The 26,754-nt window shown below is 63.4% G+C and carries 22 protein-coding genes, 1 pseudogene and 1 riboswitch; of the genes and pseudogenes, 14 read left to right on the plus strand and 9 right to left on the minus strand.

Translation table 11 applies throughout. The annotated features are described in order from the left end of the window. Positions 1-25 precede the first annotated feature (25 nt). Positions 26-700, plus strand: a complete 675-nt coding sequence (locus NKH97_RS11435) for a methyltransferase family protein (RefSeq protein WP_352552893.1) — start codon at positions 26-28, stop codon at positions 698-700. A 7-nt stretch (positions 701-707) separates the two neighbouring features. Here the strand turns inward: NKH97_RS11435 and NKH97_RS11440 are convergent, their stop codons facing one another. After that, positions 708-1,589, minus strand: a complete 882-nt coding sequence (locus tag NKH97_RS11440) for an HpcH/HpaI aldolase/citrate lyase family protein (protein WP_352796813.1) — start codon at positions 1,587-1,589, stop codon at positions 708-710. Between the two features lie 3 nt (positions 1,590-1,592). Then, positions 1,593-2,045, minus strand: coding sequence for a MaoC family dehydratase (locus NKH97_RS11445; protein WP_023810497.1), 453 nt, complete (start codon positions 2,043-2,045; stop codon positions 1,593-1,595). A 150-nt stretch (positions 2,046-2,195) separates the two neighbouring features. Here NKH97_RS11445 and NKH97_RS11450 point away from each other — a divergent pair, with 150 nt between their 5' ends. Further along, positions 2,196-3,320 carry a DUF2336 domain-containing protein gene (locus NKH97_RS11450; RefSeq protein WP_352610678.1) on the plus strand — a complete coding sequence of 375 codons (1,125 nt, stop codon included), beginning with the start codon at positions 2,196-2,198 and terminating at the stop codon, positions 3,318-3,320. On the opposite strand, the gene NKH97_RS11455 is transcribed toward NKH97_RS11450, so the two are convergent. Next, complete coding sequence (locus tag NKH97_RS11455; protein WP_352796817.1) at positions 3,317-5,383, minus strand: FUSC family protein; 2,067 nt, start codon at positions 5,381-5,383, stop codon at positions 3,317-3,319. The two genes, NKH97_RS11450 and NKH97_RS11455, sit on opposite strands and share 4 nt — an antisense overlap. A gap of 45 nt (positions 5,384-5,428) precedes the next feature. Further along, the gene (gene parE / locus NKH97_RS11460) at positions 5,429-7,483 is read right to left on the minus strand and encodes a DNA topoisomerase IV subunit B (protein ID WP_352664626.1); all 2,055 of its coding nucleotides are present in this window, start codon (positions 7,481-7,483) and stop codon (positions 5,429-5,431) included. Between the two features lie 237 nt (positions 7,484-7,720). Between parE and cpaB the strand changes: the two genes are divergently transcribed. From cpaB to NKH97_RS11510, 10 genes are all read left to right on the plus strand, one after another. Beyond that, positions 7,721-8,647, plus strand: coding sequence for a Flp pilus assembly protein CpaB (gene cpaB / locus NKH97_RS11465; protein ID WP_352796820.1), 927 nt, complete (start codon positions 7,721-7,723; stop codon positions 8,645-8,647). 59 nt (positions 8,648-8,706) lie between these two features. Continuing rightward, the gene (locus NKH97_RS11470; protein WP_502897076.1) at positions 8,707-10,125 is read left to right on the plus strand and encodes a type II and III secretion system protein family protein; all 1,419 of its coding nucleotides are present in this window, start codon (positions 8,707-8,709) and stop codon (positions 10,123-10,125) included. A 4-nt stretch (positions 10,126-10,129) separates the two neighbouring features. Beyond that, positions 10,130-10,399 (plus strand): hypothetical protein, encoded by a 270-nt coding sequence (locus tag NKH97_RS11475; RefSeq protein WP_128303365.1) that lies wholly within the window; start codon positions 10,130-10,132, stop codon positions 10,397-10,399. Between the two features lie 49 nt (positions 10,400-10,448). Beyond that, the gene (locus NKH97_RS11480; RefSeq protein ID WP_127297210.1) at positions 10,449-11,663 is read left to right on the plus strand and encodes a CpaE/TadZ family protein; all 1,215 of its coding nucleotides are present in this window, start codon (positions 10,449-10,451) and stop codon (positions 11,661-11,663) included. Further along, entirely contained in the window at positions 11,660-13,084 is a 1,425-nt protein-coding gene (locus tag NKH97_RS11485; protein ID WP_352796826.1) for a TadA family conjugal transfer-associated ATPase, read from the plus strand. The genes NKH97_RS11480 and NKH97_RS11485 overlap by 4 nt, the downstream gene beginning before the upstream one ends. Before the next feature lie 4 nt (positions 13,085-13,088). Further along, positions 13,089-14,054: a type II secretion system F family protein gene (locus NKH97_RS11490; protein WP_352630171.1), complete on the plus strand. Its 966-nt coding sequence runs from the start codon at positions 13,089-13,091 to the stop codon at positions 14,052-14,054. A 1-nt stretch (position 14,055) separates the two neighbouring features. Beyond that, positions 14,056-15,018: a type II secretion system F family protein gene (locus NKH97_RS11495; protein WP_127322803.1), complete on the plus strand. Its 963-nt coding sequence runs from the start codon at positions 14,056-14,058 to the stop codon at positions 15,016-15,018. A 96-nt stretch (positions 15,019-15,114) separates the two neighbouring features. Continuing rightward, entirely contained in the window at positions 15,115-15,921 is an 807-nt protein-coding gene (locus tag NKH97_RS11500; protein WP_352610686.1) for a PA3715 family protein, read from the plus strand. Between the two features lie 160 nt (positions 15,922-16,081). Then, complete coding sequence (locus NKH97_RS11505) at positions 16,082-16,552, plus strand: hypothetical protein (RefSeq protein ID WP_023810509.1); 471 nt, start codon at positions 16,082-16,084, stop codon at positions 16,550-16,552. Positions 16,553-16,717: 165 nt separating this feature from the next. Further along, entirely contained in the window at positions 16,718-17,893 is a 1,176-nt protein-coding gene (locus NKH97_RS11510) for a GGDEF domain-containing protein (protein WP_023810510.1), read from the plus strand. On the opposite strand, the gene gcvP is transcribed toward NKH97_RS11510, so the two are convergent. From gcvP to gcvT, 3 genes are read right to left on the minus strand one after another with little or no spacing between them, the layout of a single operon-like run. Then, positions 17,894-20,704, minus strand: coding sequence for an aminomethyl-transferring glycine dehydrogenase (gene gcvP, locus NKH97_RS11515; protein WP_352440247.1), 2,811 nt, complete (start codon positions 20,702-20,704; stop codon positions 17,894-17,896). A gap of 17 nt (positions 20,705-20,721) precedes the next feature. Further along, entirely contained in the window at positions 20,722-21,090 is a 369-nt protein-coding gene (gene gcvH / locus NKH97_RS11520; RefSeq protein WP_128303368.1) for a glycine cleavage system protein GcvH, read from the minus strand. 5 nt (positions 21,091-21,095) lie between these two features. Continuing rightward, on the minus strand, positions 21,096-22,196 hold the full coding sequence (gcvT, locus tag NKH97_RS11525) for a glycine cleavage system aminomethyltransferase GcvT (protein WP_352630168.1): 1,101 nt from the start codon (positions 22,194-22,196) through the stop codon (positions 21,096-21,098). 149 nt (positions 22,197-22,345) lie between these two features. Further along, a riboswitch (glycine riboswitch) is annotated at positions 22,346-22,432 on the minus strand. 243 nt (positions 22,433-22,675) lie between these two features. Here gcvT and NKH97_RS11530 point away from each other — a divergent pair. After that, positions 22,676-23,677 (plus strand): annotated as a pseudogene (locus NKH97_RS11530) (hypothetical protein). Between the two features lie 39 nt (positions 23,678-23,716). Here the strand turns inward: NKH97_RS11530 and NKH97_RS11535 are convergent. Together NKH97_RS11535 and NKH97_RS11540 are read right to left on the minus strand one after the other, a co-directional pair. Then, entirely contained in the window at positions 23,717-24,445 is a 729-nt protein-coding gene (locus tag NKH97_RS11535) for a GntR family transcriptional regulator (protein ID WP_352796833.1), read from the minus strand. Positions 24,446-24,453: 8 nt separating this feature from the next. Next, complete coding sequence (locus NKH97_RS11540; RefSeq protein WP_352796835.1) at positions 24,454-25,734, minus strand: D-amino acid dehydrogenase; 1,281 nt, start codon at positions 25,732-25,734, stop codon at positions 24,454-24,456. A 218-nt stretch (positions 25,735-25,952) separates the two neighbouring features. Here NKH97_RS11540 and NKH97_RS11545 point away from each other — a divergent pair, with 218 nt between their 5' ends. Then, entirely contained in the window at positions 25,953-26,747 is a 795-nt protein-coding gene (locus NKH97_RS11545) for a maleate cis-trans isomerase family protein (protein WP_352796838.1), read from the plus strand. The last annotated feature ends 7 nt before the right edge of the window (positions 26,748-26,754 follow it).

Consider the following 26,754-nt stretch of genomic DNA (forward strand, 5'->3'; position numbering starts at 1 on the left):
GAGCGGATATCATGAAAGGCCGATCATGATCGCGAAATTGGTCCTTCAAACATTCGTCTGGTTTGGCGCCATGGGCGCCTTGCTCTTCCTGTCGGCCGGCACGCTGCACTGGCCGGGGGCCTGGGTCTATCTGGTGGGGATGGTGGGGCTCAGTCTCACCTTGGGCGTGGCGCTGGCAAGGCGCGATCCCGGCCTGATGAATGAGCGGCTGAGTTCTCCCATCCAGAAGAATCAGGACACGGCCGACAAGGTCCTGCTGTCCATACTACTGTTCGCCATCTTTGGTTCGCAGATATTCATGGGGTTCGACGTCCGTTTCGGCTGGTCCGTGGTTCCCGTCTGGGTGCAGGTGGTCGGCGCGCTCGTCCTGCTGCTCGGAATCTGGATCTGCTATCTGACGATGCTGGAGAACAGTTTCGCGGCGCCCGTGGTGAAGATCCAGGATGAACGCGGACAACATGTGATCTCCACGGGGCCTTACAGCTACGTCCGCCATCCGATGTACGCCGGCGCCATCCTCTTCTTCGCCGGCACGGCACTTCTGCTTGGTTCCTGGTGGGGGCTGGCGTCGGTACTCGTGATCGTCGTTCTCCTGGCCATCCGCACCTTCATTGAAGAGAAGACGCTTCGCACCGGCCTGCGCGGCTATGACGACTATGTGGCCCGGGTCCGTTACCGCCTGATCCCGTTGGTTTGGTAGCAGGCGCTCAGGCGGAAACACCTGCCGCCTTTGCCCGCGCCAGAAGCCGCTCGGCTAGCCGCAGGTGCGGGCGGTCGAACATCCTGCCGTCGATGCTGACGACGCCGGGACTTCCCGCTGCCGCGAACGCGGCAACGATTGCCGCCGATTGTCTCACGGCGTCGACCGACGGCGTGAAGGCGGCGTTGATGACCGGCACCTGATCGGGGTGGATCGCCATCTTGCCGGTGAAGCCATCGCGCTCGGCCTCGGTGCATTCCGCTTCGAAGGCCGCCATGTCGCGAAAATTCGGGAAGACGGTGTCGATCGCCTCGACCTCCGCCGCACCGGCGGCAAGTATGGTCATGGTGCGAGCGTGACGGAACACGTCCGTGTAGCGGCCATGCTCGTCGCGGGCGCTGCACGCGCCGATCGCCGCCGACAGGTCTTCAGCGCCCCAAGTGAGGCCGGCAAGCCGCGCGCTTGTCCCGGCATAGGTCGCCGCCGCGAGCACGCCTGCCGGCGTTTCTGTGATGATCGGCAGGATCTTGATCGCGCCGTCGGCCAAGCCGTTTTCGGCCTCGCGCACCCTGAGCTTTGCCGACAGGTGCTGCACATCCTGGCCGCTGTTCGACTTGGGCAGCATGATGCCGTCGGGTTTCGCCGGAACCAGTGCGGCGAGATCGTCGTCCGTCAGCGCGGTCGACAGGTCGTTGACCCTGACATAGATGGCTGAACTGGTTTGCGCCCTGCGTTCCAGGATGAAGCGCGCCGCCACCTCGCGTGCCAGCGCCTTGTTGTGCGGTGCCACGGAATCCTCGAGGTCGACGATGACCACGTCGGCGCCGACACCAAAACCCTTTTCCAGTTTCCTCTGGGAATCGCCAGGGATGAACAGCAGCGAACGCATGCGTCAGATCGCCTTCTTCAGCATCATCGCTTGCCTAGTGCATTTGGCGACGAGATCGCCATGCTGGTTGTAGGCGCGATGCTCGAATTCGACGATGCCGCGATCGGGTTTCGACCTGGACTCGCGCACCGAGATGACTGTCGTCTCAACGCGAATGGTGTCGCCATGGAAGACCGGATGCGGAAACACGGTCTCCTTCATGCCGAGATTGGCGACCGTGGTGCCGACTGTGATGTCATTGACCGAAATGCCGATCATCAGGCCGAGCGTGAACAGCGAGTTGACCAGCGGCTTGCCCCATTCGCTCTTGGCGGCGAAATCGAAGTCGATGTGCAGCGGCTGCGGGTTCAGCGTCATTACCGAAAACAGCATGTTGTCGCTTTCGGTAACGGTCTTGCGCAGCGTGTGCTGGAAGACATGGCCGACAACGAACTCTTCGAGATAAAGCCCGGCCATTTCTTTCTCCTCAGGTGCTTGACGGTGATAGGCGCTGCAAATCAGGCTCGCAAGCCAGTTAATGAACATGGTGAACGGTTCGTAAACCAATTCTGCCTACGGTCGTCAGTGGGGTCAGAAGCTTCTGACAAGGGGCGTAAGCAGGCGGGCATGGTTGTTGTTTCGCATTTCCTGAAATGGATCTACACGGCCAGGGTGTCGGAGCGTGCCGCGGCGGCGAGCGCTCTGGCCCGGGCCTATATCAATTCCGAATTGCCTTTCGAGGACCGTTGCGCCGCCGAGGCGGCGCTGACGCTGTTGCTCGACGATGCCTCGTCGAAGGTGCGGCTGGCGATGGCCGAGGCGCTGTCGATGAGCCACCACGCGCCAATGCAGATCATCAGCGTGCTGGCCTCCGACCAGCCGGAAGTCGCCGGCGTGGTGTTGGCGCGCTCGCCGCTGCTCACCGACGCCGACCTGATCAACCGTGTGGCTTCAAGTCCGAAGGCGACACAGAAATTGATCGCCGAGCGGCCACTCGTCTCGATGGCGCTGTCGGCGGCCATCGCCGAGATCGGCGAGGCGGACGCCTGCGCCGTGCTGCTCGCCAACAGCGGCGCCGACATCGCCTCGCTCAGCTTCCGCCGCATGGCCGAACGACATGGGCACCTGCCGCTGGTGCGCGAGGCGCTGATATCGGATATCAGGCTGCCGGCCGACTGCCGGCATATGCTGCTCGTCAAGCTTGGCGAAATGTTGAAAACGTCGCCACTGGTGATGGCGATGATGGGCGCGGCGCGAGCCGACCGCGTCATGCGCGACGCCTGCGTCAAGGCTTCCGTGACGCTGATCGAAGGCACGCGCCAGGAAGAACATGCGGCCCTGATCGAGCATCTCAGGCTGCGTGGCGACCTTACCGCGAGCTTTCTGATCCGCACCATCGCGCATGGCAAGGTGGATTTCTTCGGCTCGGCGCTGGTCGCGCTCAGCCAGCAGTCCGAACAAAGGGTAAGGGCGCTGCTGGCCGGTGGGCACGACGTGGCCTTGCAGGCGCTGTTCCGCAGCGCCGGACTCGCCGCAGTCACCCATGCCATCATCCTGCGTGCGCTGAAGATCTGGCGCGAGGTTGCCAACGGCAAGCGCATCGCCGGTGTGCAGGAGGTCAGCTGGCTGATGCTCAAGGAAGTGGGTGGGCAATCCGCCGAAGGCGATCTTGCCGCCTTGATCAAGTCGATCCATCTCGATGCGCTGCGCGAGAACGCGCGAGGCCACGCGCTGGCGATAGCGGCAGCTTAACCTTTATCCCTCGCGAAAAAGTCGGGGAAATCCTCCATCGCGGCGGCGATGATGCGCAGCGATGCCGCGATCTGCAGCAATTCGCTGGTGCCGTTTCGCTCGGCGATGTTCGCTGCGTACTGCCGGGCGACGGCGACGGTCGAGGTCTGCGGATCGCTGGGGGCGCGGAAAAGCAGTTCGCGCGCCAGTCCCCTCAGGAAGTTGGCGATCGAAAGCGCGGTCTCGGATGGAATGGCATGGCTTTGGCTTGCATCGCGCAGCCGAAGGACCTCCAGGCCGACGGTGACGGCGGCGACTCCGCCGCCCAGAACCGCATCGCCCTTCTGACCGGCATTCTGCACCAGCGGCATCAGCTGGTTGATGCGGTCGTAGGCGAGGCTCTCGAAGGCCGAACGTCTCGGCACGCGCTCATGCAGGCAAAGCCGCGCCAGATCCTCGCGCATGGCGCGCACGATGCGGTTGGCCGCGAGCCACGGATCGGCGGGCAGCACGACGATGAAGACACCGATCGCCAGCAGGATGCCGACCAGGATCGACGCCGAACCGGCGAAGAAGGGTCCGGGATCGTAGGTCATCGCCTGGTGCGGGCTCAGGAAGGCAAGGAAGTTGATGGCGAAGGCCGTCGCCACGCCGACATAGCGTGGATTGGCCATGGCCAGCGCCGTCGGTACAAGGATGGGCACGACAAACAGCATGAACCAGCCGAAGCCGGGCAGGGCAGGCAATGCGATCTGGCCGACGAGAAAGGCAAACGGCAGCGCCAGAAGCGTTCCCTTGAAGAAACCCCAGGCGACCTGCACAGGGTCGGGGCGAGCAGCAAACAGGCTCGATACGACAGCAACGAGAATGACCGTACCGGCCGCTTCCGACCATTTCGTCGTCAGCCAGAAGGCCGCGACCAGCAGCGTGGCAAGGGCAGCACGCAAGGCGTTACGCGATGCGCCGGCGTAATCGCGATGCACCACCAGCGCAGGCTGCCTGCTGCCCCGGGCCGGACGTGTGGCAGGCGCGCGCAGGGCGTCGAGGCCGCGCAGCACCTGCTTGAGCGCATCGGCGAAATCGGCGGCGATGGTCAGGCGGGTGATAGTGCCGATCCTGTCGTTGCCCTGGTCGGTCGAGGTATCGGGCATTTGCCGGGCGTTTCCGGCAATCGCATCGAGCCGAGCCACCCACAGCGCCGTATCGTCCAGCGCGCCGGGCTTGGTCGCCAGCTCGCTGACCAGCGATTGTAATTCCGAGCGCACCGGAATGAGCGCCGCATTCTTCGGGGCGGCGTGCGAATGCAGCGCGCGTGCCGCCGAGAGCGCGGAGAGCAGCTGTCCGATGGTGCGCCGGACTGGATGGGCGCGCGGCGCGAAGCTTGGCGCTTCGAGCCTGGCATAGGCGCGCGTCTCGCCGAGCGTCTGGGCATCAGTGATCAGCTTTCGGTGCAGCGCGGACAGCGTTCCCGGGTCGCCGCCGGAGAACGCACCGCCGGCATAGGTGGCAAGATCAAGGATGCAGCGTTTCAGGCGCGAGACGATGGCGTCGCTGGCCAGTTTTGGCAGGATCAGGCGGCTGGTCAGGCCGGCGCAGACAATGCCAAGCACGATCTCGGCACAGCGCGCGACCGCGAGGTCGACGACGAGATGCGGCTGTCCGAAAGCGGGCAGGCCGATGATCATTGCGGTGTAGCCCGCGAGGGCGGCGCCATAGGCTTCCGGATTGCGCAGCAGCGACGAGACGAAGGTGCAGATGCCGATCCAGACGGCAAGCACCGTTACCAGCACCCAGGGGTTGGTGCCGCAAACGGTGGTGATGCCGATCGCGGCGATGCCGCCGACCAGCGTGCCGAGCAGCCGGTAGAAGCCCTTCGCCAGTACCATGCCGGCAACCGGCTGGGCGACGATGAACACCGTCATCATGGCCCATTGCGGATGGTCGAGCTTCAGCGCATAGGCGGCTAGCAGAGCGATCAGGCCAGCCGAAACAGTGCGCAACGAGAAAATCCAGTCCGAACGCGTCGGTTGCGTCAAGCCGGCTAAACTCGTCTCGAAATAGCCTTTCAGCCGCGCCCAGGTCACATGCTCGTCTCCGCAACTGGAGCCTTGTTATGGACCGGCTGGTGGCTAGATATCCAGCACTTCCGTCTCGGCGAATTCGGCGCGTTCCTGGATGAAGCGGAAGCGGGCTTCCGGCTTGGTGCCCATCAGCGCATCGACGGCATCCTTGGTCGCCGCCTCCGCGTCGATGACGTCGATCCTGAGCAGCGTGCGCTTCCTCGGATCCATGGTGGTCTCCTTGAGCTGCGCGGCCATCATCTCCCCCAGACCCTTGAAGCGGCCAAGCTCGACCTTGCCGCGCCCGGTGAACTCGGTGCGCAGGAGTTCGTCCTTGTGCGCGTCGTCGCGGGCGTAGGCGACCTTGCCGCCTTGCCTGATCGAGTAAAGTGGCGGCACTGCGAGATAAAGGTGGCCGCCGCGCACCAGCGCCGGCATTTCCTGGTAGAAGAAGGTGATCAGCAGCGAAGCTATGTGGGCGCCGTCGACGTCGGCGTCGGTCATGATGATGACCCGGTCGTAGCGCAAATCCTCGTCGCGATATTTCGACCGCGTACCGCAGCCGAGCGCCTGGATCAGGTCCGAGATCTGCTGGTTGCCGGCGAGCTTGTCGTTGCCGGCGCTGGCGACGTTGAGGATCTTGCCGCGCAGTGGCAGCACCGCCTGGCTGGCGCGGTCGCGCGCCTGCTTGGCCGAGCCGCCCGCCGAGTCACCTTCGACGATGAAGAGTTCGGCACCGGCCGCGGCATTCTGCGTGCAGTCGGCAAGCTTGCCGGGCAGCCGCAATTTGCGCACCGCGCTCTTGCGCGACACTTCCTTTTCCTGGCGTCGGCGCACCCGCTCGTCGGCGCGCGCGATCACCCATTCGAGCAGCTTCGACGCTTCCTGCGGATTGTCTGCCAGCCAATGATCGAACGGGTCGCGGATCGCGGTCTCGACAATCCGAATGGCCTCGATCGTCGCCAGCCTGTCCTTGGTCTGGCCGACGAATTCCGGCTCGCGGATGAACACCGACAGCATACCCGCCGCCGAGATCATGACGTCTTCCGAGGTGACGATCGAGGCGCGCTTGTTGCCGACGAGATCGGCATAGGCGCGCAGGCCCCGCGTCAGCACGTTGCGGAAGCCGGCCTCGTGGGTGCCGCCTTCGCCGGTCGGGATGGTGTTGCAGTAGGAATTGATGAAGCCGTCGCCGCCGAACCAAGTCACCGCCCATTCGAGCGCTCCATGGCCGCCTTGTTTCTCGCTCTTGCCGGCGAAGATCTCGCGCGTCACCTGGAACTCGTCGCCGAGCGATGCCTTGAGATAGTCCTTCAGGCCGCCGGGAAAGTGGAATTCCGCCTTGGCCGGCGTCTGGTCCTTTTCCTTGATCAGCGACGGGTCGCAGGTCCAGCGGATTTCGACGCCACCGAACAGATAGGCCTTCGAGCGCGTCATGCGGTAGAGCCGCGCCGGTTCGAATGCGGCGCCCTTGCCGAAAATCTGCTCGTCGGGGTGGAAGCGGGTTTTTGTGCCGCGCCGGTTGTGCACCTCGCCCAAATGCTCCAGGCCGGTCACGGGAATACCGCGCGAAAAGCGCTGGCGATAGAGTTGGCGGCCGCGTGCGACCTCGACCTCGAGATGGTCCGACAGCGCGTTGACCACGGACACGCCGACGCCATGCAGGCCGCCCGATGTCTCATAGACCTTCGAGTCGAACTTGCCGCCCGAATGCAGCGTCGTCATGATCACTTCGAGCGCCGGCTTCTTGAACTTCGGATGCAGGTCGACCGGAATGCCACGGCCATTGTCGGTAACGGTGAGATAGCCGTCGGCCGAGAGTTCGACATCGATGAAGGTGGCATGGCCGGCCACCGCCTCGTCCATTGAATTGTCGATGACCTCGGCGAACAGATGGTGCATCGCCTTGTCGTCGGTGCCGCCGATATACATGCCTGGCCGGCGCCGCACCGGCTCCAACCCTTCCAGCACCTCGATATCGGCGGCGCTATAGCCCTCGCTGCCATCCTTGGTCGCGGCAGGACGCCTGGTGGCCTGCACCAGCGGATCCGCCGGGCGCGCCGGCGCGCGAACCGGCTGCGGCTGCTTGTCAATTGTGCCGAAGAGATCGTTGTTGTCGTCCATGCCTGCCATAGGGTCCGGTGCTGCGAATCACCTCGCGATACTGCCACGCTTTTCAGCGCCAAGCGACCGAGGTTCCTGTTCCGTTCGGGGATCTGGCCCCTCTTACCCCAAAACCATTCGATAACCAAGCCGGCGGAAATAGGTCAAATGCCTCCGCGCAAGATTCCTGATTCTTTAACAATGCCGCCTAGCGTTAGCCCAACAAAACAAGAAACTGTGGGCATCAGGGGTTTCGGCGTGAGGGGCAAGGCCATATCGATGATCGGCATCGCCGCCGTTTTCGGCGCGATCTCGATCTTTGCCGCGGATTTCTGGGTCAAAAGCCAGGCTAAAGCCGATTCCGAAGAGAAGACGGCGTCGATCACAGCGCCCGTCGCACCCAAGATCGAGTTCAAGACCATCGTGGTGGCGAATGCCCCACTGCGCTACGGCATGGAACTCGACCGCTCCAAGCTCAGCGAAATCCCCTGGCCGCAGGATTCCCTGCCGCAGGGCGCCTTCGCCACCATCGACGGATTGCTCGGCGAGGGCAGCCGCGTGGTGCTGTCGCCGATCGAGATCAACGAACCGTTGCTGCTGACCAAGCTGTCCGGGCCAAACGGCCGCGCGACGCTCTCCAACATGATGACGCCGGGAATGCGGGCGGTGACAATCCGCACCGACGAGATCGCCGGTGTCGGCGGCTTCGTCACGCCGGGCGACCGTGTCGATGTAGTGCTGACGCGCGATGCCGGCGAAATCCAGGAAGTGTCCAAGAACGCGCAGGGAGCGTCCGGATCGACGGTCACCTCCGAGATCGTCGTGGCCGATGCCAAGGTGCTGAGCGTCGGGCAGGGCGCCGATGAGCGCCAGACGACGCCGCAGATTTCCAATTCGGTGACCATCGAGGTGACGACAGACGGCGCGCAGAAGGTGGCGCTCGCCCGCACCGTCGGCACCTTGTCCCTGTCGCTTCGGTCCGCCAGCGAAGGCGGTGACGGCAAGGGCGGCGTCACCACCATCTCTTCGTTCGGTGGATCGGTCGCCTCGAACGTGCAGGCCGCTTCCGGTTCGCTGTTCGATGCCGTGGTGAAAGAGCCGGAGAAACCGAAGTTCAAGACCGTCATCGTGACGCGCGGCACAAAGGCCGAGGAATACCAGGTTCCTTCACGGGACCAGAAATAGAAGCCAGTGGGGACTGGGCGAGGGACGGGACAATGTTCGGGCTGATCACATATAGGGTCATGGGGCGGTTGCGCGTTTTGCGCACTGTCGCTGTCGCAGCTTCGCTGGCGGCCGCCGCGATGCTGGCCTTCGGCGCCTCGGCGAGGGCCGACAACGACATCGTCTATGTGTCGTCGACCAAGAATGCGTCGATCAAGGTTGCCAAGGGTAAACCGAAGACGATCATGACGAGTGCCGCCTTCTACCAGATCGTCATCGGCGATCCGGAGATCGCCAACGTCAATCCGCTGACCGATAAGTCCTTCTATGTGCTCGGCAACAATCTCGGCACCACCGGTATCGCGCTGTTCGATGAGAAGAAGCAGCTTGTCGGCACCGTCGACATCGAGGTGACGCTCGACACCGACCAACTGGCCAGCACCATTCGCGCCAGCGTGCCGGATGCCAGGATCAAGGTCGGCTCGGCCAATGGCCGTGTCGTCCTGTCGGGCGAGGCGGATGATGCGGTCGCCGCCGAAAAGGCAAACAAGATCGCGACGCGCTTTTCCGGTGCCGAGGAGGTGATCAACTCGGTCAACATCTCGTCGTCGCAGCAGGTCCAGCTCAACGTCCGCTTTGTCGAAATCAACCGCCAGGCGGGCCAGGATCTCGGCGCCAAATACGCCGCCAATTTCGCCTATGGCATGGGTGGCCGCGACGTCACGCTGCCGGCCGGATCGATACAGGGCGCGGGAACAGGCGAGATCATCGGCAAGCTGCTGTCGAATGGCGTCTCCATCGATATCGCCATCAAAGCGCTGGAAGAGCGCGGCTTGGCGCGGCGGCTGGCCGAGCCGAACCTGATCGCCCGGTCCGGCCAGACGGCGAGCTTCCTCGCCGGCGGCGAGTTCCCGATCCCGGTCTCCGAGGACGACGGCAAGATCTCGGTCAGCTACAAGAAGTACGGCGTCAGCCTGGATTTCACGCCGACGGTTCTGAAGGACGGGCTGGTCAGCCTGGACATCGCGCCGGAAGTCTCCTCGATCGACGCGTCTGCCTCCTACAACATAGGCAGCATTTCGGTGCCCGGTTTCATCGTGCGCCGTGCCAGGACATCGGTCGACCTGAAGAACGGCCAGAGCTTCATGATCGCCGGATTGCTGCAGTCGCAGAACGACATCACCACGTCGCGCATTCCCGGCCTCGGCAAGATGCCGGTGCTTGGAGCGCTGTTCTCGTCGAAATCCTATCAGCGGCGCGAGACCGACCTCGTCATCATCGTCACGCCCTATCTGGTCAAGCCGGTCGATCCGTCGAAGAAGCTCGTCGAGCCGACAGATGGCACGCAGCCGGCCAGCAACGCCGATTATTTTCTCAACAACACCGAGGAAGTGAAGGGCGCCGATACCGGTCGCACCGTGGCGCTGGCAGACGGCCGCGTCACTCAACCTGCAGCGGCCGCTTCGGCTGGGCATTTCCTCGACCTGCCGAAGGATTGAAGCCATGCGTCTGGTCTTTGGATCGAGCGTCGCCTTGCTGCTGGCCGGCTTTACCGCTGGCTGCACCAGCGACGACTATGTGCGCAGCGAAGGGCCGACGGCCGGCGCCGGAAATGCGCAGGCCGCCAACACCGTCATGCAGATGGTCGATCCCTGGAAATACGGGGTCCAGAACACCAGGCTCCTGGTGCCGGCCCAACGAGGCAGTGCCGCGGCCGTAACACCCGATCAGGCGGCCGGTGCCAAGGCGTCGCAGTCCAGCACGACCAATTGATCCCACGGGCAACTGATCCAACGGTCGATCGACCTGACAGGCTGACAGAATGGCAAACGGCATCAAGACCAGGAAGATCCTGCTCGTATCGACCGACAGGACGTTTGCGCAGGACACGCGCACCGCGTTTTCCGCCTCCGAGATCATACAGCTCTCGACAGTGGAGAAGAACGTTACCGAGTTGCGCGGCGAGATCCAGGAAGCCGACTTCGGCGCCATCATCGTCGACATGGATGCGGCAAGGCTGGAGGAGGTCGAGTCGCTGCAGCGCATCATGCGCCGGCTGGAGGACAAGGTTCCTGTCGTCGTCGTCACCCAGGAGTTCAACGCCGCCGCGGTGCGCATTCTCGTGCAGCTCAAGGTCGCGGATTTCCTGGTCAAGCCGATCACCACCGCCGATCTGGTGCGCTCTGTCGTGCGGGCACTGCAGGGACCCGGGCGCGAGGAAAACAGCGAGTCGCAGATCTACACCTTCATGCCTGCCGCGGGCGGCGTCGGCACCACCACGCTGGCGCTGCAGACCGCTTTCCAGCTGCATCACTCGGTGACGCGCGGCGCCTCGACCTGCGTCGTCGATCTCAATTTCCAGCAGGGCGCCTGTGCCGAATATCTCGACCTCGAACCGCGTTTCGACATCACCGAGATCGAGAACCAGCCCGAGCGTCTCGACCGGCAACTGCTCGACGTGATGCTGTCCAAGCATGCCAGCGGGCTGTGCGTGCTGGCGGCACCGGCGCATCCGGCAGAGATGCGCTCGTTCAAGACTGATGTCGTGGTGCGCATGCTGGACCTCGTTTCGGCCTATTTCGACAATGTCGTCATCGACATGCCACGCACCTGGTTTCCATGGACGGAAACCGTGCTGCTCGGTTCCAACAAGCTCTACATCGTCGCGGAAATGACGGTGCCGTGCCTGCGCCACACGCAGCGGCTGATCCAGGCGGTCTACGAGACTGCCGGCAAGGAAGTGAAGCCGAACGTCATCGTCAACCGTTTCGAACAGAAGATGTTCGACAACGGCATCAAGCAGGCGGACGTCCAGGAAATTCTCGGCGAGCATTTCGTCGGCGGCATCGCCAACAACTACCGGCTGGTGCGCGAAGCGGTCGATCGCGGCGTGCCGCTGCACGAGATCGATCCGAACGCCAATGTCATCAACGACCTGAAGAAGATCATCCTGCCGGAAGAAGCGGTCCCAACCCGCGCGAAATCGCGCTCGCTGTTTGGCATGGGCCGTGGATTGCTGAAGAGGAAAGCCGGATGACCAGCCGCTTCTCCGCCCTGCAGAACCGAGATGCGCGTCCGCAGCGGCGCGCGCCTGAGACGACGCCGGTCGCCCATCATGCCGTCGTCATTCCGACCAGCCGAAAGGCTTTGCCGGCAAAGCCGGACACAGCGCCGGCAAAGAATGCCAACAAGGTGCTCGATGCGCGCGTGCGTATCCACCGGCTGCTGCTCGAAGAGATCAATCTTGTCGCGCTGGAGCGTTTACCGAAGGATGAGATGCGCCGGCAAGTGCATGATTTCGTGTCGGAAAAGACCAAGCAGGAGCGGATGGCGATCAACACCGTCGAGCTTGACGCGCTGGTCGACGACATCGTCGACGAGATGGTCGGCCTCGGTCCGCTCGAGCCGCTGCTCAAGGACCCCGACATCAACGACATCCTGATCAACGGCCACATGAACTGCTTTGTCGAAAAGAAGGGCAAGCTGCAGCCGGTCCACATTCCGTTCAAGGACGAGGCGCATCTCCTGCGCATCGTCAACAAGATCGTCGCCGCGGTCGGTCGTCGCGTAGACGAATCGCAGCCGATGGTCGACGCCCGCATGCTGGACGGCTCGCGCTTCAACGCGGCCATCCGCCCGGTTGCGGTCGATGGGCCGCTGGTGTCGATCCGCAAGTTTTCCAAGAACAAGCTCGGCCTGCACAAACTGGTCGAATTCGGCGCCATCACCCAGAACATGGCCGAAGTGCTGGCGGCGGCCGTGCATGCCCGCAAGACGACGATCATTTCGGGCGGCACCGGCACCGGCAAGACGACCATGCTCAATGCGCTGTCGGCCTTCATTCCGGAAGACGAGCGGCTGATCACCATCGAGGACGCGGCCGAACTCCAGTTGCAGCAGCCGCATGTCGCGCGGATGGAGACACGTCCCGCCAACATCGAAGGCCATGGCGAGCTGAAGCAGCGCGACCTCGTCAAGAATGCGCTGCGCATGCGCCCCGACCGCGTCATCCTCGGCGAGTGCCGCGGCGAGGAGGCATTCGACATGCTGCAGGCGATGAACACCGGCCACGAAGGGTCGATGGCGACCATCCATGCCAACACGCCGCGCGACGCCATTTCGCGGCTCGAGCAGATGCTTGGCATGACCGGCATGCCGATGACGGTGCAGTCGATCCGCAGCCAGATCGCCAGCGCGCTCGACCTGATCGTTCAGCTGACGCGCCTGTCCGACGGCAAGCGCAAGGTGACCAGTGTCGCCGAGGTGACCGGCATGGAAGGAGATGTCATCCAGATGCAGGAGATCTTCCGCTTTGTGCGCACCGGCATGGAGGCCGACGGCAAGATTCTGGGGCACTACGAGGCGACCGGCATCCGGCCGCGGTTCCTCGAGGATCTGCGCGCCATGGGCATCGAGTTCCCCGGGCGATATTTCGAACCCGGCCGGCCGCAGGAGTAGCCAAGTGTTCGACGGGCTCAGCGCGATCTATGTCGTCTATGCCGCGGCTGCACTGACCGGCATCCTGATCGCTGAGGCCTGCTACCTGCTTTATGCCGGCCGCAGCGACAAGCGCACCGCCATCAACCGGCGCATGAAGCTGCAGGAAAACAAGATCAGCCAGGAGCAGGTGCTCGTCCAGCTGCGCAAGGAGCGGGGCCTTGACGCGGGCACGCCGCTGTTTTCGCCGGACCGGTTCCGCGCTCTGCGAATCCAGTCGGGCATGATCATGCCGCTGTCGAAATTCCTGATGATCACCTGCGGCGTGGCATTCGCCGCTGGTCTGGTCGCCATCTGGTACGGCTTGCCACCGCTGATGGGGCTTGTGCTGTTTGTGGTGCTTGTGCCGGTGCTGCCAGTGATGACGCTGCGCTTCAAGCGCAAGCGCCGGGTGAAGCGGTTCGGCATGCAATTGCCGGAGGCGCTGGAACTGATCACGCGTGGCCTGAAGGCCGGCCATCCGGTGCCGGTGGCGATCGCCATGGTGGCGCGCGAGATGCCCGACCCGATCGGCACCGAGTTCGGCGTCATCGCCGACGAGGTGACCTATGGCTCCGATCTGGTTTCGGCGTTGAACTCGCTGTTCGACCGGGTCGGCCAGGAGGATCTGCCGCTGTTCGTCACCGCCGTCTCGATCCAGACCAGTTCGGGCGGCAATCTGCGCGAGATCCTCGATGGCTTGGCGACGACGATCCGCGAGCGCGGCAAGCTGCGCCGCAAGGTGCGCGCAATTGCGACAGAAGGCCGGATGTCGGCCTACATACTGACGGCGGTGCCGGCGTTGCTGTTCACCGCCATCATGGCGCTGATGCCGGGCTTCTACAGCGACGTCTGGGGCGAGGCGAAAACCTGGTACCTGCTCGGTGGGTCTATCACCTGGCTGATGCTGGGCAATCTGATGATGTTCAAGATGTCGAATTTCAAGTTCTGACATGCAGGGCTTCATCGAATTCCTCGCCTCGCTTGCACCGACCTCGTTGATGCCGGTGGCCATCCTGCTGCTGGCGGCGGGTGCTGCCGCTGTTGCCTGGCCTGTTGTCATGGCGAAGGGCGACCGCAACGAGGTCATGCGCCGGCTCAGGGTCGACAACGGTCCCGTGGCCGCCAAACCAGAGCCGGTGCAGAAGAAGAATACCGGCGTCGTGCGCGAGAAGGCGGTGAAGCGGGCGCAAGAATTCTACGCCAGGAGCGATCCGGAAAATGTCGCCCGGCTGCGCATGAAGCTCATCCAGGCGGGCTACATGGAGCCGCGTGCTGTCGGCACGTTCTTCCTGATCCGGTTCAGCGCGATGATCGGCACGGCAATCGGTGTGTTTGTGCTCAACCGGTGGATGGCCAGCCCGGACGCGACGATGGCCAGCCGCTGGACCTTCGTCATCCTGTCGGGAGCGGCCGGCTATTTCCTGCCCGGCCTGGTGCTGAGCCAGAAAGTGCGGGAACGCAGGCGTGAGTACCGCAACGGCTTTCCCGATTTCATGGACCTGATGATTGTCTGCTCGGATGCCGGAATGAGCATGGAGGCCGGCATAGAGCGCGTCTCCAAGGAACTTGCCAAGACCTATCCCGCGCTCAGCCAGAACCTGCAGCTGGTGTCGTTGGAGCTGAGGGCAGGGCGCAGCCTTGACGATGCGCTGAAGGCGCTCGCCGACCGCCTCAGCCTGGACGAGGTGCGTTCCTTCGCCACGCTGCTGCAGCAGTCCAAGGAACTCGGCACCAGCCTGTCGGGGGCGCTGCGCGTCTTCTCCGACGACATGCGCCACAAGCGTATGTCGTTGGCCGAGGAAAAGGCGCACGCTCTGCCGGCCAAGATGTCGGTGCCGGTGGTTGTGTGCATCCTGCCGGTAGTGCTGATGATCGCGGCCATTCCAGTCATCGTCAAAATGACGGCGCACTAGCGAGCGCTTCACAAAAGCCCTAGCAAGGGGCTGACAACCATTGTTCTGACCGAACCCGGCTTTGCAGGTGAGAAGTCCATGCTGCTGCGCACTCTCTTGCTCGGCCTTGCCGCGGCCAGCCTGTCGCCCGCCTGGGCCGTGGCCGACGATTGCGGCGATGCCGCCGCCTTGGTGCAGCAGGCCTATCCCAAAGCTCGAAAGAACGCCGACGGCACCTCGTTCACGCTCGAACCCCACACCAGCATCGCCCTGACATTCGCGTATGGCGATCCGCCGGGGCTGGTTTGCAAGATCTGGCCCGCCCATGACGACCTGCTGTTGGTCGCAGTGCCGCTGATGGAGGGGTCCCAACCCAGCGACTACGCGCATGCCGGCGATATCGAGCTTTTGATTGTCGACAGGAAGAGCCGGCAGGTGCGCCAGCGCTTGCTCCAGCCCGGGCTGATGAATGATGATGCCATCGCCATCCGCAAGGTCGAACTTGATACCGGCCGCTATGCGCTGGCGCCCGATGTTACTGCCTTTGGCCTGCGCATCGAAATGGCGAACAATTCGCTGCCTAATCCCTTCAGTGAAACCGACCTGCGGCTCTATGCCGTCGATGGCGATTCCCTGAGGATGGTGCTCGATGGCCTGGTCGTGGGCGGCAATGGCGGCGAGGGCGATACCAATTGCGCCGGATACTTTCATACTAGTCGGGTTAGCCTGGCGATGAGCCCGGCCAAACATCATGGCTACCACGACATAACGGTGGTCGAGCAAATGGATACTGACAATCCGTTGCCCGACAAGGATGGCGAGTGCCAGTCCCATCCCGGCAAGTCCGTGAGCCAAACCTACCGGCTGCGCTATGATGGCAGCCGGTATACGGCTCCTGCGGGGCTCAAAGCCCTGGAGCCGTGAGGACGCCGCTGGCTGCGACTGAAGCAGCGTGGCCTGGTGGTTAATGGCTGGTGTGCCCGAAACCAAATTTTGGTGACGTTTCGGCACCAAAGTTTAAGCGTCGCTGATATAATGTGTTTCCTGAAGAACGACCCGGCAAATCGGGCGATGAGGCAGGGGCATGCGTCACAGTAACTTCACGGCAATGGCCGCGATTTCGGCCGTCTTGATGATGTCTGGCTGTACAACGGGCGGCGTCGACACCACCAAGACCACCGCCATCCAACCGGCGGCAAAGGACATCGACACCTCCGATCTGGCGCAAGGCAAGGCGCAGTTTCGCGACGCCAATTACGGCCTCGCCGAAAAGCACTTCCGCAAGGCCGTCGAGTTGAAGGCCGACAATGCGGAGGCCTGGATGGGGCTCGCTGCTTCCTATGATGAACTCGGCCGCTTCGACTTCGCCGACCGTGCCTACGGCCAGCTTTTGAAAGTCGCCGGCCGCAAGCCGCAGATCGTCAACAACATGGGCTATTCGCAACTGCTGCGCGGCAATCGCAAGAAGGCCAAGGCGCTGCTGCTCGAAGCGAAGGCCGGCATGGCCGATCCCACCGTCGTCAACGCCAACCTCGCTCTCTTGAACAAGGGTTGACCTCGCGTCGTCCAAGGGTCCGGTTTCGGGACACATGGCATCGAACGTTTTGTAAACCCTATCCGTAGGTTGCATCGATAGATCGGCTGAAAACCCATATCTGAGGGCTGCCGCTGACCTTAGAGTGCAGCGCAACCGCCGACGCTCGAGAGGCCCTTGCCCGATATGCTGGACTTCAGTTCGCTCCTGCTCGCAGCTGCGCTGTCGGGCATCTGCCTCAGCGTCACCATGTTTGCGATCTGGTTCACCGCGCCCAAGGCAGGCTTCGTGCTGACGGTGGCGTGCGGCATTCTGGTGCTCGTCGCGCATGTGATCCTGTTCTGGCGATACACCAAGGATCCCGATCCGCTGCTCTGTCAGATCGTGCTTGCGCTGCTCAGCCTGGGGTTCCTGATCCTCTGCGTGTCGGCCATGCAATATCTGGGCGTGCCCGGCCACAGACGCGCCGTTGCACCGGCGCTTGCCGCCATGGCTGTCTGTGCGGCAGTGACCTTCCTGGGGCTTGACGGTGTCGGCTTCATCGTCACCTACGCCACGGTGACGGTGCTTCTGTCGGCGATCGGCGCCATGTTTTGGATCAATGGCAGTCACGATCGCCGGATCCTGCTGGTGGTTTCGTTTCTGAGCGGCACCTGCGCTGTGTCGTTTGCGCTTTGTGGCGTGGTTCTGCTGACCAAGGGGCAATGGACGCTCGCGGTCGCGCCCGACAACTGGGCCGAACGACTGAATTCCGTCGTGGCGGTGGCTTGCATGACCGGGCTCGGCGCATTGACGCTCTCCCTCCACCATCTGCAGGCGCAGATCGAGCTGAAGGCCGAGACCATGACCGACCCGCTGACGGGGTTGATGAACCGGCGGGCGTTGACGTCGCTCTACGGCGAGCGGAGTTTCGGTCCGTTCATGTCCGTCGTCATGTTCGACCTCGACCACTTCAAGCGGACGAACGATGTCTATGGCCATCCGGTCGGGGACCAGGTCTTGTGCCGCTTCGCCGCGGTCATCAAGAAATATGCCAGGACCGGCGTCGACGCTTTTCGCCTGGGCGGCGAGGAATTCGCCGTCGTCATGTCGCGAATGACGGAAGAGAAGGCCCATGATCTCGCCAGCAAGATCTGTGTGGCCTTCGGCACCGAGATCGTCGCCACCCAACTCGGCAAGTTGCGCAGCACGGTCAGCGGCGGCATCGGCTTTGGCGAGGCAAGCGGCAGCAGCCTCGATGAGGTGCTGACCGAGGCCGATGCGGCGCTCTATGCCGCCAAGCGCGCCGGGCGAAACTGCGTCATCAGCCGTAAAAGGACAGGCAAGGCCGAACCTATCAAGCCGGCCTTGCGCTCCGCGTAATTATTCCGCCGCACCCAGATAGTCCGACAGTGGCGGGCAGGAGCAGACCAGGTTGCGGTCGCCGGCGACATTGTCGATGCGTGACACCGGTGGCCAGTATTTGGCTGCCGTGTCGGCGTCGCCGGCGGGATAGGCCGCCTCCAGGCGCGAGTAGGGATGCGTCCACTGGCCGGCCAGCACCTCGGCGGCGGTGTGCGGCGCGTTGACCAGCGGATTGTCGGCCAAAGGCCATTCGCCCCTGGCGACTTTCGCTGCCTCGCCTGCGATGGCGATCATCGCCTCGCAGAAGCGGTCGAGTTCCCGCTTGGGCTCGGATTCGGTCGGCTCCACCATCAGCGTGCCGGCGACCGGGAAGGACATGGTCGGCGCGTGGAAGCCGTAGTCGATCAGCCGTTTGGCGACATCGTCGACACTGATGCCGGCGCTGTCCTTGAGCACGCGGGTGTCGAGGATGCATTCATGCGCGATGCGATCGTGCCTGCCCTTGTAGAGAAGCGGGAAATGCGGCGCGAGCCGTGTCGCCACGTAGTTGGCCGAGATGATGGCGGTCTCCGTCGCCTGCTTCAGTCCGGCGGCGCCCATCATGCGGATATACATCCAGGTGATCGGCAGGATCGAGGCACTGCCGAATGGTGCGGCCGACACGGCGTGCGCCGAACCTTCGGTGACATGTCCCGGCAGATAGGGCTGCAGATGCGCCTTTACGCCGATCGGGCCGATGCCCGGGCCACCGCCGCCATGCGGAATGCAGAAGGTCTTGTGCAGGTTCATATGACAGACATCGGCGCCGATATCGGCGGGCCGCGCCAAGGCGACCAGCGCGTTGAGATTGGCGCCATCGAAATAGACCTGGCCGCCATGCTCGTGGATAAGGGCGCAGAGGTGGCGTGCACCTTCCTCGTAGACGCCATGCGTCGAGGGGTAGGTGAACATCAGTGCCGCGAGATTCTTGGAATGCTCGTTGGCCTTGGCTCTCATGTCGTCCATGTCGATATTGCCGTCCTCCAGGCAGCGCACAACGACAACGCTCATGCCGGCCATCGCCGCACTCGCCGGATTGGTGCCATGCGCGGAGGAGGGGATCAGGCAGACGGTGCGATGGCCTTCGCCGCGTGAGCGGTGATAGGCGCGGATGGCTAGCAGGCCGGCATATTCGCCCTGGCTGCCGGCATTGGGCTGCAGGCTAACGGCGTCGAAGCCCGTGATCTCCGACAGCCATCCTTCCAGTTCGCCGATCATGGCGCGATAGCCGGCAGAGTGTGCGGCCGGTGCGAAGGGATGCAAATTAGCGATTTCAGGCCAGCTTACCGGCATCATTTCCGCCGCCGCGTTGAGCTTCATGGTGCAGGATCCGAGCGGGATCATGCTGCGGTCGAGCGCCAGATCCTTGTCGGCCAGCCGGCGCAGCAAGCGCATCATGTCGGTTTCCGACTTGTTCTCATGGAACACAGGCTGGGTCAGGAACTCCTTGCCGCGCGGCTTGCCAGGTACGGTGCTGTCGGCCGACGGAGAGGCCTTGGCGCCGAACAGGGCGGCGATCGCATCGAGATCGGCATCGGTCGAGGTCTCATCGAAGCTGATGCCGACATGGTCGGCATCGATGACGCGCAGCAGCCGGCCGGTCTTTTCAGCCGCAGTGGCGATCTGCGCCGCCTTGCCCTTGGTCTCCACCGTCACCGTGTCGAAACGGCTGGCGCCGATCACCGACACGCCTGCCGCTTCGAGGCCGCTTGCCAGACGATTGGCCAGCGTGTGGATGCGCCCGGCAATCGCCTGCAGCCCGGCGGGGCCGTGCCAGATCGCATAAGCCGTCGCCATGTTGGCAAGCAGCGCCTGTGCGGTGCAGATGTTGGAGGTCGCCTTGTCGCGGCGGATATGCTGTTCGCGTGTCTGTAAGGCAAGCCGGTAGCCGGGCCGGCCTTTGCTATCGGTGGATTGGCCGACCAGGCGGCCAGGCATCAGCCGCGTCAACTTGTCGGAGACGGCGCAATAGGCGGCGTGCGGCCCGCCAAAGCCCATCGGCACGCCAAAACGCTGCATCGGGCCGACGGCAATGTCGGCGCCAAGCTTGGCCGGCGCATCGGTCAGCGCCAGGCCGAGCGGATCGGCAATGAAGACGACGATGGCGCCGGTCGCACGCGCCTTGTCGATCGCCGCCTTGTGGTCGCCATAGACGCCAAACGTATCCGGCCAGGAGACGAGCAAAGCAGCGGTGTTGTCGTCGATCGTCTCGCCGTCGATCTCGATGCCGAGCGGCTCGGCGCGGGTACGCACGACGTCCAGTGTCTGCGGGTGTGGCGTGCCGGCAAGTGCGATCTTGGTGCGCTTGTCGCGGTGGTGGCGCAAGGCGATGCCTATGGCTTCGGCGACCGCGGTTGCTTCATCCAGCAGCGAGGCCGACGCCACCGGCAGACCGGTCAATTCCGTGACCAGCGTCTGGAAGTTGAACAGCATCTCCAGCCGGCCCTGGCTGATCTCGGCCTGATAGGGCGTGTAGGCCGTGTACCAGGCCGGGTTCTCGAACAAGTTGCGCTGGATGACCGGCGGCACATGCACGCCGTGATAGCCGGCACCGATAAAGCTCTTCAGCACCGTATTCTTGGCCATGGTCGCCGACAATTCGGCCAGCGCTTCCGCTTCGCTGGCCGGTGCGGGCAGGGTCAGCGGCAAGTCGAGGCGGATCGACTGCGGCACGGCCTGGCTGATCAGCGTCTCGATGGACGGAACGCCGATCACGGCAAGCATGGCTCTGACATCGTTGACGCTCGGGCCGATGTGGCGGGCCGAGAAGGGAGTGAGTGCTGCGGTCATGTCAATCCGTCCTGATATCAGCCGATATGGGCTTTGTAGGCGGCCTCATCCATGAGGCCCGCGAGCTGGCTTTCGTCGGCAAGCTTCATCTTCCACAGCCAGCCGGCGCCGGTTGCCGCCGAGTTGACCAGTGACGGGTCCGACGACAGCGTGCTGTTGGCTTCGGTGATCTCGCCATCGACCGGCGCGTAGACATCGGAAGCCGCCTTGACGGATTCGACCACGACGGCGGTGTCGCCCTTGGTCAATTTCTTTCCGGTCTCCGGCAGTTCGACGAAGACGAGGTCGCCGAGCTGCTCCTGCGCATAGTCGGTGATGCCGACAGTGGCGATGCCGCCCTCGACGCGGAGCCATTCGTGATCTGATGTGAAATAGGTCGTTGCCATTGAGATCATCCTTTGCGGTAGCGATGCGGTGTGAAGGGCAGGGAGCTGATATCGACTGGGATTTTCGTGCCGCGAACATCGGCGAAAACCCGTATTCCCTGTTTGGCCAGTGGCGCCGTGACATAGCCCATGGCGACCGGATGGCCGGCTGACGGGCCAAAGCCGCCTGATGTGACATGGCCGGCGGGCGTGCCGTCGGCGTCAAAGAGCGCGGCGCCGGCGCGCACCGGCTGGCGGCCTTCCGGCTTCAGCCCGACGCGCTTTTGCGCTGGTCCTCGTTCCACGGCGGCGCGGAGCGCATCGGCGCCGATGAAAGTGCCGGAAGCGCGGATGTCCTTTGGAATTGCCCACATCAACGCAGCGCTGGCCGGATCGGTCTCCGGCGTGATGTCCTGGCCATGCAGGCACAGCCCTGCCTCCAGCCGCAGACTGTCGCGGGCGGCCAGGCCGATCCACAGCACGCGTTCATCGCCGAGCAGCTTCGCGACGAGGTCGCGCGCATCGGCTTCCGACAGGCCGATCTCGAAACCGTCCTCGCCGGTATAGCCCGACCGGCTCATGAACCAGTTCTTGCGCGGTTCGACACCATGCATGAACAGCAGCGAGCCGGTCTCGATGCCGGCGCGCGAAAGGGCGGCCCAGGCTTCAGGACCCTGGATGGCCAGGAAGACGCGGTCGAGCGGCTCGACCCTGGCGTCGAAATCCGCGGCAAGTGCACGCAAATGCTTTTCGTCGGCGACGGCGTTGCCTGCGTTGGCGACCACCATGAACCTGCTATCGCCAAGTCTGGTGACGATCAGGTCGTCCAGAATGCCGCCTGCCTCGTTGAGGAAAAATGACAGTTTGGACTGTGAGATTTGGAGTGCGCCTGCATCCAAGGGGCAAGCGCGGTTGAGCAGCGCAACCGCCTCCGGCCCGCTGACTTCGAACAGCTTCATATGCGAGATGTCGAACAGGCCGGCCTGTTCGCGGGTGTGAAGATGTTCCTTCATGACGCCCGCCGGATAGGTCAGCGGCATCGACCAGCCGGCAAAAGCGCCAAAACGCGCACCGGCGGCCACATGGATGTCTTCGAGGGGTAGGTGTCTTGTATCGTCGCCCGTCATGTCGTCTCCAGAGTCGCACGCAATCGGCCGCGAATGGCGACCAGTCCGTGCCCCTCTGTCTGAAGCCTGAGAGACTCGCGCAGCCGGAGCTCTGTCAGCGGCGCTTACACCTTCGGCGCGGGGGCAAGCCCCGACTTTCCAGAGTGTCTTTCCCGTCTACGGTTCTTTTGCCTGAGAGATTTCGGGCGATTTCCCCTTCGGCGACAGCTCTCGCTGTTCTCTCCCGCAAACAGGTAGGACTCAGACCCTGAGTCCTCGACGCGCCATCCATAGCTCGCGCGCGACGGCTTGTCACCTGTCAGCGACATCTAAAGCGCGTGCATGCCATTCTTCAAAACCGCGGCACGTTTTTGGGCGACATGCGTTGGCCGACAAGTCTTCGCTAACCACGCCGTTTGCCGGTTTTTCAAGACACTGCTGATATGTTGGCTTGTATGACGCTTGGGGCCGGCGCTTGGCGACGGCGGACCGGGACGACAATGGGCGAATTGATCATGAGCGCGCCGGTGGCCGGGCTGACCTCGAAAAGCCGCATCGCCGCGGAGGACGTGGCGATGTTGCGCCATGAAGTGTTCGGCGATGGCGTCGTGACGCGCGGCGAGGCCGAGGCGCTGTTCGCGCTCGATGCAACGGCGAAGGACAAATGCCAGGAATGGCCGCCCTTCTTCGTCGAGGCGGTTACCGACTATATCGTCCACCAGGAAAAGCCGTCGGGCTATATCTCGCAAGACAATGCCGACTGGCTGATCCGCACGATCTCGCGCGATGGTATGGTCGACAGCCGGACCGAGCTCGAATTGCTGGTGCACGTGCTGGAACAGGCGAAATCGTCGCCGAGCCAGCTTTGCGTCTATGCGCTGGAGCAGGTGGCGCATGCCGTCATTGACGGCAAGGGGCCGCTGATGCTCGGCGGCGCGCTGGCTCCCGGCCTCATCGCACAGGCGGAGGTCGAGCTGCTGCGCCGGATCCTCCGTGCCCATGACGGCGACGGCAACATCGCCATCACGCGCGCCGAGGCCGAGGTGCTGTTCAAGATCAACGAGTGCACTGCTCAAGGGCACAACGATCCGTCCTGGAACGAGCTGTTCGTCAAGGCGATCGCCAATTTCGTCATGTGCTCGGCCGGCTACGAAGCACCGACGCGCGATGTGGCGCTGCGCCGCGATGCCTTCCTCGAACATGCCGATCCGGAAATCGGCGGCTTCTTCAGCCGCATGATCTCTGGCGGCCTTGCCGGCATCATGGAAGCCTATCGGTCTCCAGGCGACATCGAGGCCGAGTGGGAAGCCAGGAACAGGGCGGCCGAGGCCCTGGCCCGCCGCGCCGAGACGATCGATGCCGGCGAAGCCGGCTGGCTGATCGAACATATCGGCGTCGACAGGCCTCTTTAGGAGAACGAACGCGCGCTGTTGACCCTGATCAAGCACGCCTCACCGGAAATCCATCCGGCGCTGAGGCCGCTGCTCGACAAGGTTGCCTGAGCGGTAGGGGTTGCCTCGGTCAAAGCCGGGGTTGCCCGATTAGATCTGGTCGACGTCGATGTATATCCTTGCCAAGCCTTCCCTGACGGTCGACATGGCATCGGCGACGCTGATGGCGATGTGGTCGTGCATGAGCCTTGCGGCCCTGTCGGCATCGCGGGCTACCATGGCTCGGGCGATTTCGCTGTGTTCGGTGTAGGTCGTCGACAATCGCCGGTGCTTCTCCACTTCGATCGTGCGAACGAAATGGATGCGCGTGTTGATGCCTTCGAGCATGCGCGCCAGTTCGGGATTACCTGACAGCCTGGCGATGCGGATGTGAAATTCCTCGTCCCTGGCGGTCAGTTCGGCGCTGGAAAATGAGTCGGCGCGCGCCATGGTGAGCGTCCACCAGTCGACGAGCGCGGCAAGCTTCTCATCTGTCGCGCGCTGGATCGCCAGCCTGACGGAGCGCTCCTCGAGCACCGCCCGCACGTCGGAAAGATTGACGATCTCGTCTACATCGAAGCCCCGGCAAAAGAAGCCGCGATTGGTCTGGAAAGTGATGAGTTCTTCTGTGACCAACCGCTGGAGCGCCTCCCGGATCGGGCTGCGGCTGACATTCAGCCTGGCGGCAAGCGCCACTTCGTTGATGCGCTCGTTCGGCTTGAAGCGATAGTCCATCGCCATGCGACGGATTTCTTCATAGACACGCGGGCCGGTCTTGATCGGCTTGGATGGCAGGGCCGCGCTGTTGCCCTGGTTGGTTTGCCTGGTGGGTCGGAGCATGGCGTCGGTCAAGCCTTTGCGGCGCTTGGTTCGGCGAACCGCGCCCGTGTGGGAAGGATGTCATCGAGGGCGATTGGTGCCGCCCGGCCGGCGATCAGATCGGCGACGATGCGGGCCGATCCATGTGCCATGGTCCACCCGATATGACCGTGGCCGGTGTTCAGCCAGAGATTTTTGATGTTGCGCAGGCCGAGGATCGGCAGGTTGTCGGGCGTCATGGGCCTCAGGCAGGCCCGCATCTCGGCGCGATCATAGGCGATGCCGCGCGGGAACAGGTCCTGCGTGACGCGCTTCATGAAGGCGAAATCCGAAGGCTTGTGGCTGCGATCATAGCCTGCGAATTCCGCGGTGGCGGTCACGCGGATGCGATCGCCCATCGGCGTGATGGCGACGAGGTTGTGCTCATCGATGACAGGGAGTTTTGGAGCCAGCGCCCGATCGACGATGGGAATGGTCAGGGAATATCCCTTGACCGGGTAGATCGGCAGACCAAGGCCGATCTTGCGGGCGAGGACGGGGCTCTCGGCGCCGAGACACAGAACGTAGGTGTCGGCCAGAAACTCTCCCTTGTCGGTGACGACCTTGGTGATCGTTTCCTTTCTGCGTTCGATCCCCACGATCCTGGTCCCTGTCAGGATCTTGCCGCCCCTATTTTCGACGATGGCCGCCAGCGCGCGCGTGAACTTGGCGGCGTCGCCGGTTTCGTCGGTCGGACACAATACGCCGCCGGCAATGTTGTCGCGCGACGAAGCCAGCGCCGGCTCGCGGTCAACGATTTCCTGCGCGTCTACGATGCGGATCTCCTGGCCGTCGGCTTCCAGCAGGCGCATGTTGGCGACGCCCTTGTCGAGCGCCTGATGGCTGCGGTGGAAATAAAGAATGCCGTCCGACGTCCTGTCGTACGGGATCGCCTCTTCCCTGACGACCGCCTGCAGGACCGATTGGGAATGGACTGCAAGCCGGTGTTTGAGCAGAGTGTTGCGACGTGCTTTGGCGGCCGTGCATTGCATGAGGAAGCGCAGCGACCAGCTGTAGAGATGCGGGTCGGCGGAAAGTTTGAAGCGAAGCGCCTGGTCCTTCAGGAAAAGCGACTTCAGCAGGATTTTTGGCGCGGCTGGCGATGACCAGACGAAGGAATGGCCGGGCGCGATCATGCCGGCATTTGCCCAGCTCGCGCCCTCGGCCACCTGCGGTGCCTGCTCGAGAACGGTGACCGCGTGGCCGTCCTTTTGCAACTGATAGGCCGTGGTGATCCCGACAACGCCGCCGCCCAAGATCAATACGCGCATCGCTGTCCCGAATGGTTGTCGTTTCTATTGTCGACAATTCAATAGGACGCTGGTCATTGTCAACGGCACGTGGGTCGACGATCGATTCACCGTTCAGACAGGGCGAAATTCCGGCATTTCTCGGTTGCCAAAATTCGAACGGAGCTCTTGACACGTTTGGCAAAGTTGTCGTTTCTATTGTCGACAATTCTGATTGGCATCAGGAAGGGGACTGTGCCATGGACGCCCCGCTTAGCCGCGCCGACGACACGCTTGTCCTCGACAAGGAACACATTCCCTTCACGACCGACGACGGCATCGGCACCCGCGCCAATCTCGGCCTGCTCGTCCTTCGGACCGACCAGACCATCGAGGATGAATTCCGCTATGCGCTGCCCGCGCGCGCCATCGCGCTGTACGAGGCGCGGCTCTACAGTGATGTCGAGATCACGCCTGAAAACCTGATGAAGATGTCGGCCGTGATTCCGGGAACTGTCGGGCTCTTGCCGGACGTCAAGTTCGATGTGATCGGTTTTGCCTGCACCTCGGGAGCGCTGGTTATCGGCGAGGACAAGGTCGCCGAACGCGTTCACGAGGTGCTGCCGGGCGTGCAAGTGACCAACCCGGTGACGGCGGCGCGGGCGGCGCTGAAGGCCCTGGGCGTTTCGCGGATCGCGTTGCTCACCCCTTATTTGGCGAAAATCAATCATTCCTTGCGGGCATCGCTGATGGCGCGGGGGATGGATATTCCGGTCATGGGCTCCTTCAACGAGGCGGACGACAATGTCGTTGCACGCATCACGCCGGCATCGGTCAAGCAGGCCATTTTGGAGATCGGCGCGTCGAGCGACTGTGAGGCGGTGTTTGTTTCCTGCACGAGCATGCGCGTTGCCCGCATCATCGAGGAGGTCGAGAAGGAACTGGGGAAACCGGTAACCTCGAGCAATCACGCCCTTGCCTGGCACATGCTGCGGCTCGGCGGCATTGGCGAGCAGATCGCCGGAAAGGGCGAACTGTTTCGCCGCTCGCTATAGGTTGGCC

It is taken from the genome of Mesorhizobium sp. M0870 (assembly GCF_040319775.1).
Taxonomy (GTDB): Bacteria; Pseudomonadota; Alphaproteobacteria; order Rhizobiales; family Rhizobiaceae; genus Mesorhizobium.